The organism is Halomonas sp. SL1, assembly GCF_003030865.2.
Taxonomy (GTDB): domain Bacteria; phylum Pseudomonadota; class Gammaproteobacteria; order Pseudomonadales; family Halomonadaceae; genus Halomonas; species Halomonas halophila.
This window is the reverse complement of sequence record NZ_PYUQ02000014.1, coordinates 100,652-108,690: the sequence shown is the minus strand read 5'-3', so window position 1 is coordinate 108,690 and position 8,039 is coordinate 100,652. Positions and strand designations below refer to the sequence as shown.

Genomic DNA, 8,039 nt, shown 5'->3' with positions numbered 1-8,039 from the left:
GGCGATGAAACGGGCCTCAATGGTGCCGCAAAACGCCGGGGGCATGAAGCGGGCCGAGGGCCGGATGAACCTCCGCGGCGGGCACGAGTCGAGAAGGCTTGCCAGCCTTGCCTGGCAAGCCCCGAATACTCACCTGGCCGGGAGGCAACTTTTTATGAGCTCATCGACGCCGCTGACCACGCCGGACGGCCGCTATATCGTGGTTCGCGGCCGCCTGTGGCGATGCACGAATCCCGAGCTGCCCGAGTCGCAGCGTCAGGAGTGGGTGCAGCAACTGATGCGGGCCCGTCGAGGCGTGGCCCAGGCGAAACGTGCCGGCGACCCGCAGGCCGAGCGTGCCGCCCGCGATCAGGTCGACAAGGCAAAGCGGGCGCTGGGCGAACGCGGGCCGGTGTGGTGGCGGGACGGCGCGCCGGACTACACCCAGTGCAAGGTCGAGAACACGCCCTACGCCGATTGGTACGCGGAGCTGGAGACGACATGAGGAGGATGCCGTTCCCATGAAGGATGAGGCAGGGACCGAGCGCTTCGAGCTCGATGCCCCGATCGGCGTGATCGCCGACACCCACGGCACGCTGCGCGACGAGGCGCTGGCGATGCTCGAGGGCTGCGGGCTGATCCTGCATCTCGGCGACGTGGGCAGCCGCGACCGCGATGCGGCGATTCTCGAGCGGCTGGGCGAGCTGGCGCCGGTGCTCGCCGTGCGCGGCAACGTCGACACCGCGGACTGGGCCGAGCGTCTTCCCTGGCATCGCGACCTCACGGTCAACGGCTGGCGGTTGCATCTGGTGCACGATATCGCCGACTTCGATGGTGCCACTGCCTGTGATGCCGCGCTGCACGGCCACTCCCACTCCCACAAGGCGCGCAACGAATGGCGCGACGGTCGGCTGCTGTTCAACCCCGGTGGCGCGGGCCGGCGCCGCTTCACCCTGCCGCTGACCCTCGGCAAGCTGTGGGCCGACGCCTCGGCCCTGCGCGGCGCCATCCTGCATCTGCCGCTGTAGTCTTTATCACGCCTGGCGAGGCGCCGCGCGTCTATTGGGGTGGCAGGTGCGGCAGCCAGAATGTCAGGGCGACCAGCGCGGCCAGCAGCACCGGCGGGGTGATGATCAGCCCGACCTTCATGTACTGCCCCCAGCCGATGCGGTAGCCCTTGCCCGCCAGCACATGCAGCCAGAGCAGTGTGGCGAGGCTGCCGATGGGCGTGAACTTGGGGCCCAGGTCGTTACCGATGACGTTGGCATAGACCATCAGCTGCTGGGTCGTCGACGAGACCTGGGCCTGGTCGATGGCCAGCGCGCCCACCAGCGTCGAGGGCATGTTGTTCATCAGCGAGGCCAGGATCGCCGAGGCGAACCCGGTTCCCACGGTGGCCACGAAGGCGCCCTGACCGGCGAGCCATTCCAGCACCCGGGCGGCCTCGGCGGTGAGCCAGGCATTGCCCAGGCCGTAGACCACCAGGTACATGCCCAGCGAGAACAGCACGATCTGCCAGGGGGCGTTGCCGATGACCTTCCTGAGCGAGACGACGTGCACGTGCCCCGGGGTGAACCAGCGCCCGGCGATGGCTATCAGCACCAGGGCCGCCACCCCCATGATGGCGGCGAACGGGATCGGCCAGCGGGTGGTCAGGAACAGGGCGATCAGCAGCACGGCGAGCAGCGGGAAGGCGGCGCGGAAGACCTGGCGGTCGCGAATCGCCGTGGCCGGCGCCTCGAGCCGCGCGACGTCGTAGCGGGCGGGAATGTCGCGGCGGAAGTACCCGCCGAGCACTGCAAGCGTGGCCAGAAGCGACACCAAGTCAACCGGTACCATCACCTGGGCATAGCGGGTGAAGCCGATATCGAAGTAGTTGGCGCTGACGATATTGACCAGGTTCGAGATGATCAGCGGCAGGCTGGTCGAGTCGGCGACGAAGCCGGTGGCGATGATGAAGGCCAGGGCGGCCCCGGGACGGAAGTCGAGACGCGCCAGGATGGCCACGACGATGGGCGTCAGCAGCAGGGCGGCGCCGTCGTTGGCGAACACCGCCGCGATCATCGCGCCGAGCATCACGATCAGCGGGAACAGCAGCCGCCCCCGGCCGTTGCCCCAGCGGGCGATGTGCAGGGCGGCCCAGGCGAAGAAGCCCGCCTCGTCGAGGATCAGCGAGATGATGATCAGGGCCACGAAGGTGAAGGTGGCATCCCAGACGATGTGCCAGACCGTGCCCACATCGCCCCAGTCGACGACGCCGGTGGCCAGGGCCACCGTGGCGCCGCCCAGGGCGCTCCAGCCGATGCCCAGCCCCCTGGGCTGCCAGATGACCAGCACCAGGGTGACCACGAAGATGGCGAACGCCAGCATGAAGGACTCCTTTCCCGGTGGTTCGGCTTAGTGCGTTGCTTGGTTGACGCGCCGGGACACGGCCTCGGCGCTCTCGACTCGCTCTGAATAGCGGTCGGTCAGGTAGGCGGATCGCCCTCTGGTTAGCCAGGTGAACTTCACCAGCTCCTCGCAGACGTCGACCACCCGCAGGTAGAGCGGCGACAGGCGCATGCGCCCGGCCTCGTCGAACTCGTTGAAGGCCTTGGGCACTGAGGACTGGTTGGGAATGGTCAGCATGCGCATCCAGCGACCGAGGATGCGGAGCTGGTTGACGGCATTGAAGCTCTGGCTGCCGCCGGAGACTTCCATCACCGCCAGGGTCTTGCCCTGGGTTGGCCTCACACCGCCCAGCGCCAGGGGGATCCAATCGATCTGGGCCTTCATGATGCCGGTCATGGCGCCGTGGCGCTCGGGGCTGACCCACAGCATGCCTTCGCTCCACTCGGCTAGATCGCGCAGTTCCCGCACCTTGGGGTGATCAGCCTCGGCGTCGTCCGGCAGCGGCAGTCCGGAAGGATCAAAGGTGCGCACCTCGCAGCCGTACCAGCGCAGCAGGCGCCCGGCTTCCTCGGCGAGCAGGCGCGAATAGGAGCGGTCGCGCAGCGAGCCGTAAAGCACCAGCAGGCGCGGGGCATGGCGTGGCTCATGCGGGCCCGCCAGGGCGTCGACGTCGATGGAGCGCAAGAGCTCGGGGTCGATGTTGGGGAGCGCGTCGCGCGTCATGATGCGGCTTCCTCGAAACGGATGAACTCACCGTCTTCCTTGGTGAACGCGGTGACGGGATTCGGCAGCAGGCCCAGCACCGTTTCCGAGGGGCGGCACAACCGGGTGCCGCGCTCCGTCACCACGATGGGGCGATTGATCAGGATGGGATGGGCCAGCATGGCATCGATCAACTGCTCGTCAGTCAGTGCGGGGTCGCCCAGCCCCAGGTCGTCGTACGGGGTGTCCTTGCGGCGCAGCAGCTCCCGCGGCGGTATCGCCATCGCCGTCAGCAGTTCCCGCAGCTTTTCCAGGGTGGGCGGCGTCTTCAGGTATTCGATGACGTGAGGCTCCTCGCCGGAAGCGCGGAGCATGGCCAGGGTATTGCGGGAGGTCCCGCACGCCGGGTTGTGATAGATCACGCTGATCATGTCGGTGGTTCCTTCGACGGTGGGCAGCAGGGGCGCAGCTCCTCGAGGAGCGGCTCGCAGAGTTCGGGGCGGCCGGCACAGCAATCGCGCACCAGGAAACTGAGCGTCTCGCGCATGTGATCGAGGCTGGCGCGGTAGATGATCGAGCGGCTCTGGCGGCGCGAGACCACCAGCCCCGCCCGGGATAGCACGCCCAGATGGGTCGACATGGTGTTGTGCGGCACGCCCATCAGCCGGGCGATCTCGCCGGCCGGCAGGCCTTCCGGCTCGTGGCGCACCAGTACCCGGAAGGTCTCAAGGCGGGTCGCCTGGGAGAGGGCCGTAAAGGCCTCGAGCATTTGCTTTGTGTCCATATGTCGAGAGTTACAGATATATTGGTGAGATGCAAGCGCTGCTTCGGTCAGGAACCCTGGCATGTCGCTGTCCGTGAGCGGCGTTGACGGGCATGTTGCCGCCCGCCACGCTCACTACTTCATGCACTCTACGGTCGGCACTACTGTCATCGACCAGGTTCGTGATCCCGAAAGGCCGCCTTGGCGGCGCTCATGGCGTTCATCGCCGCGGGGATGCCGGCATACACTGCCACCTGCAGGACGATCTCGACGATTTCCTCGCGCGTCACGCCGGTGTTGAGCGCCGCACGCATGTGGAACTCCAGCTGGCCCGGCGCGGTGCCCATGGCGCCGAGCATCGCCACCGTCAGCATCTCGCGGGTTCTGAGGTCGATGCCGTCGCGGGAGACCACGTCGGCGAAGCCGAAGCCGAGCAGGATCTCGACGGCGTCGGCGTGGAAGTCGTCCAGATTGCGTGCAACCTTGGCCGGCGCCTCGGGCTCGAGGCGGGCCAGCAGGGCCAGGGCCTCCTCGCGACGGGGCTTGGGCGTGGCGCTCATGCGTCCACGCCCTTCATGCCTTCGGCGGTGTAGCGCTCGCCGCTGACCGGCAGGCAGGCGGTGGCGGCCTCGAGGCGTCGGCATTCTTCCGGCGTCAGGCTGAGATCCGCTGCCGCGACGTTCTCCTCGAGATAGCGCTGCCGTTTGGTGCCCGGGATCGGCACGATGTCGTCACCTTGGGCGAGCAGCCAGGCCAGTGACAGCTGGGCCGGCGTGCAGCCCTTGTCGGCGGCGAGCTCGGCGATGGCCTCGGCGATCCGCCGGTTGGCGTCCATCGCCTCGGGCGCGAAGCGGGGCAGGCCGGGGCGGAAATCGCCCTCCTCGAAGTCGGAGGCGTCCCGGTAGCGCCCGGTGAGGAAGCCGCGGCCCAGCGGCGAGTAGGGCACGAAGCCGATGCCGAGCTCGCGGCAGGTCGGCAGCACCGCGGCTTCGACGTCGCGGGTCCACAGCGAGTATTCGGTCTGCACGGCGCTGATCGGGTGCACGGCGTGGGCCCGGCGCAGGGTCTCGGCGCCGACCTCGCACAGGCCGATGCGGGCGATCTTGCCTTCCTCGACCAGGCGCGAAAGCCCCTCCATGGTGTCCTCGATCGGCCGCGCCGGGTCGATGCGGTGCACGTAGTAGAGATCGATGCGCTCGACGCCGAGCCGGCGCAGCGAGCCCTCGCAGGCCTCGCGGGCGTAGGCCGCGCTATTGTCCAGGCTGCGGCGGTATTCGCCGGGGCGGCGCACGATGCCGAACTTGGTGGCGACCTTCACCTCGGGCCGCTGGCGAGCGAGGAAGTCGCCGAGCAGCGTCTCGTTGTGGTCAGAGCCGTACATGTCGGCGGTGTCGAAGAAGTCCACGCCGAGCTCGACCGCCCTGGCCAATACGCGCCGGGATTCGTCATCATGGCGCGGACCGTAGAATTCGCTCATGCCCATGCAGCCCAGCCCGATGGCCGATACCGTCAGGTCCTGTCCGAGAGTGCGTCGTTGCATGCTGGGGCCTCCTGTGGCGATGCGGAACGTGTCGGAAGGCAGCGTCACACACACCGGGAACGCGCAACATGAACGACTCCGCAAAGCGGATTGCCAGTAATGAAAAGCCGGCCTCGCGCCGGGTCAACTGGAACGACGCCCAGGCCTTCCTGGCCGTGGCGCGCCACGGCACCCTGAGCGGGGCGGCCGGTGCGCTGGGCGTGGGCATCGCCACCCTGGGGCGGCGCATCGAGCGGCTGGAGGGCGCGATGCGGATTCCGCTGTTCGTGCGCCAGCCGTCGGGCTATTCGCTGACCGCGGAGGGCCAGGCGCTGGTGCCCCGGGCCGAGGCGCTGGAGGCCGCCGCCCACGCCTTCTCCACCGGCATCGAGGAGGACGAGGCGCTGAGCGGCCGGGTGCGGCTGGCCACCGCCGAGAACCTGGCGACCCGGCTGATCCTGCCGGCGCTGCCGGCGTTCCGCGAGCGCCATCCGGGCATCGCCATCGATCTGGTCACCGACATCGCCACCGCCAGCCTGTCGCGCAGGGACGCCGACCTGGCGATCCGCATGGTCAAGCCCGAGCGGGGCAACGTCTCGCTGCGCCGGCTCGCCACCCTGGGCTACGGGCTCTATGCCGGCCTCGACTATCTGGCCAGGCGCCCGGCCGGTGCCAAGGGCGGTCATGATGATGCCTATATCACCTGGGGCGAGCGCCACGCTCATCTGCCGGCCGCGCGCTGGGTAACCGAGCGGCTCGACGGCCGCGAGCCGGCGCTGACCACCACCTCGCTGGACGCCCAGGTGGTGGCGGCCGAGGCGGGCCTCGGGCTGGCGGTGCTGCCGCACCTGCTGGCGCGGGGCCGCGACCTTACCTGCCTCGAGGCCGACATCGGCGTCGAGCAGGACATCTACCTGGTGATCCAGACCGACCTGTCGCGGGCGCCGAGGGTGCGCGCGCTGGCCGACTTCCTGAGCGAGCTGATCGTCGCGAACCGCGAGGCGCTGTAGGCGCCCTAGGGCCGAGTCGCCGGGCCGGTCACGCGAACGCCAGCAGCCCGGGATCGAGCCGGGTCGCGACGATGCCGAGCCCCAGCAGGATGAGCAGGGCGCCGGCCAGTCGCTCGATGTGTCGCAGGCCGTGACCGAAGCGCCGGATCAGCCTCGGGTGCCCCGCCAGATGGCCGACCAGCAGGTCCCAGCCGAGCACCGCGGCGATCATCCAGGCCGCGTAGAGGCCCTGCAGGCCGGCGGGCGTGTCCCGGGCATGCAGCACCGCGAACAGGCTGGCGTAGAACAGCGCGTTCTTGGGATTCAGCAGCCCCGAGGCCAGCCCGGCGAGCAGGGCGCCGGCCGCGGCGCTGGAGGGCGCCGCGGTCTCGCCGAGAGTGGCGGCGTCGAGCCGTGTCTCGCCCGCCTGGCGAAGGAACTGAAGGCCCATGAACAGCAGGAAGGCGGCGCCGGCCCACTGAACGGCGATGAAGGCGTCGGCTTCGGCATCGAGGGCCATCAGCCCGCCCATGGCCAGCAGGATGAACAGCGCGTTGGCCAGGCCGATGCCGAGGCTGGCCAGCGCCGCCGGGCCGCGGCCCCGGGCCACGGCGTAGCGCAGGATCAGGAAGAAGTCCGGGCCGGGGCTGAGCAGGGCGAGAAAGTGGGCGCCGGCGACCAGCAGGAACTGTTGCAGCATGACGTGGGGCCTCTCCGGATGGCGGGGAGGACAGTCTGCGTCGTGCCGGCGCGGCGGTATTGAAGAAAAGTGCGGGGACGAGGGAGAGGGCGCTGATCAAGTAGCGCGCGGCGGGTTCAGGCGCCGCGGTAGCGCCCCGGCGTGATCGCCACCCGGGCCTTGAAGGCGCGCTGGAAGTGGCCCTGGTCGGCGAAACCCAGCTCCTGGGCGAGATCGGCCAGCCCGGCGCCCTGACGCAGGCGGCGGCGGGCCTGCTGGATGCGCCGGTCGAGCAGCCAGGCGTGGGGCGTCAGGCCGGTGTCGCGGCGGAACAGCCGGATCACCTGATAGCGGCTCAGGCCGTGATCCCGGGCCAGCGCCTCGAGCGACGGCGGCCGTTCGAGCCGTTCGAGCAGGTGCCGCTGGAGGTCGGCCAGGGCGGACGAGTCCGTAAGGTGAACGGCCAGGGGCTCGCCGCGACACCACAGGCGCCGGCCGAGGAATTCTATCAGCCCGGCTTCCTTGTCGGCCGCCGGGGCCGGGGAGAACAGCAGCGCATTGAGCTCACAGAAGGCCCGATAGGGCGCGGGGTCGCGGGCGATGAAGACCGTTGATGGCAGGGTCCGCTCGATGTCGCGTCCGGCCGCGGCCTCATCCAGCACGTCGCTCGCCCAGGCCGGGTCCAGATGCAGCATCTGATAGCTCCAGCGCCCTTCCGGCAGTGGATTGCAGTCATGCACGACGCCCGCCGGCACGCTGACCAGGCAGCCCGGCGTCAGGCGCTCGCGGCGATGCTGGCAGCGGAACCGGCTCTGGCCGCGGTCGACCACGCCGATCGACAGGGTGGGGTGGCTGTGGGGCCGGTAGCAGGCGCGGCTGTCGCTGGCCCGCCGGCTCTCGACGAAGGGCAGCGCCGGGTCGTGCCAGAACTGGGTCATGGTCGGGCTCCCTGAGCGTGGCGGCCGAGTCGTCGGTAGGGTAGCACGGACCGGCGATCGCGACGGGATCTCGTCCGTC

At 69.6% G+C, this 8,039-nt stretch carries 11 protein-coding genes; 3 read left to right on the top strand and 8 right to left on the bottom strand.

The window, feature by feature from the left end:
• Positions 1-154 precede the first annotated feature (154 nt).
• Both C9J49_RS09105 and C9J49_RS09100 read left to right on the top strand, forming a co-directional pair.
• Positions 155-484, top strand: coding sequence for a hypothetical protein (locus C9J49_RS09105; protein ID WP_107181299.1), 330 nt, complete (start codon positions 155-157; stop codon positions 482-484).
• Positions 485-500: 16 nt separating this feature from the next.
• Positions 501-1,007 (top strand): metallophosphoesterase, encoded by a 507-nt coding sequence (locus C9J49_RS09100; RefSeq protein ID WP_107181298.1) that lies wholly within the window; start codon positions 501-503, stop codon positions 1,005-1,007.
• Between the two features lie 31 nt (positions 1,008-1,038).
• Here the strand turns inward: C9J49_RS09100 and C9J49_RS09095 are convergent, their stop codons facing one another.
• The 6 genes from C9J49_RS09095 to C9J49_RS09070 form a co-directional block, all read right to left on the bottom strand.
• Positions 1,039-2,349 (bottom strand): arsenic transporter, encoded by a 1,311-nt coding sequence (locus C9J49_RS09095; protein WP_107181297.1) that lies wholly within the window; start codon positions 2,347-2,349, stop codon positions 1,039-1,041.
• 27 nt (positions 2,350-2,376) lie between these two features.
• Positions 2,377-3,093 (bottom strand): arsenical resistance protein ArsH, encoded by a 717-nt coding sequence (arsH, locus tag C9J49_RS09090; RefSeq protein WP_107181296.1) that lies wholly within the window; start codon positions 3,091-3,093, stop codon positions 2,377-2,379.
• Positions 3,090-3,503 carry an arsenate reductase (glutaredoxin) gene (arsC, locus tag C9J49_RS09085; protein WP_107181295.1) on the bottom strand — a complete coding sequence of 138 codons (414 nt, stop codon included), beginning with the start codon at positions 3,501-3,503 and terminating at the stop codon, positions 3,090-3,092. Before arsC ends, arsH begins: the two co-directional genes overlap by 4 nt.
• A complete protein-coding gene (locus C9J49_RS09080; RefSeq protein ID WP_107181294.1) occupies positions 3,500-3,856 on the bottom strand; it encodes a helix-turn-helix transcriptional regulator in 357 nt (118 codons plus the stop codon). Before C9J49_RS09080 ends, arsC begins: the two co-directional genes overlap by 4 nt.
• 146 nt (positions 3,857-4,002) lie before the next feature.
• Positions 4,003-4,395: a carboxymuconolactone decarboxylase family protein gene (locus C9J49_RS09075; protein WP_107181293.1), complete on the bottom strand. Its 393-nt coding sequence runs from the start codon at positions 4,393-4,395 to the stop codon at positions 4,003-4,005.
• Positions 4,392-5,375 carry an aldo/keto reductase gene (locus tag C9J49_RS09070; protein ID WP_107181292.1) on the bottom strand — a complete coding sequence of 328 codons (984 nt, stop codon included), beginning with the start codon at positions 5,373-5,375 and terminating at the stop codon, positions 4,392-4,394. The genes C9J49_RS09075 and C9J49_RS09070 overlap by 4 nt, the downstream gene beginning before the upstream one ends.
• Before the next feature lie 68 nt (positions 5,376-5,443).
• Here C9J49_RS09070 and C9J49_RS09065 point away from each other — a divergent pair, with 68 nt between their 5' ends.
• Positions 5,444-6,364, top strand: coding sequence for a LysR family transcriptional regulator (locus tag C9J49_RS09065; protein WP_107181291.1), 921 nt, complete (start codon positions 5,444-5,446; stop codon positions 6,362-6,364).
• 28 nt (positions 6,365-6,392) lie between these two features.
• Here the strand turns inward: C9J49_RS09065 and C9J49_RS09060 are convergent, their stop codons facing one another.
• Positions 6,393-7,043 (bottom strand): LysE family translocator, encoded by a 651-nt coding sequence (locus C9J49_RS09060; RefSeq protein WP_107181290.1) that lies wholly within the window; start codon positions 7,041-7,043, stop codon positions 6,393-6,395.
• A 116-nt stretch (positions 7,044-7,159) separates the two neighbouring features.
• On the bottom strand, positions 7,160-7,960 hold the full coding sequence (locus C9J49_RS09055; protein WP_107181289.1) for an AraC family transcriptional regulator: 801 nt from the start codon (positions 7,958-7,960) through the stop codon (positions 7,160-7,162).
• Between the last annotated feature and the right edge of the window lie 79 nt (positions 7,961-8,039).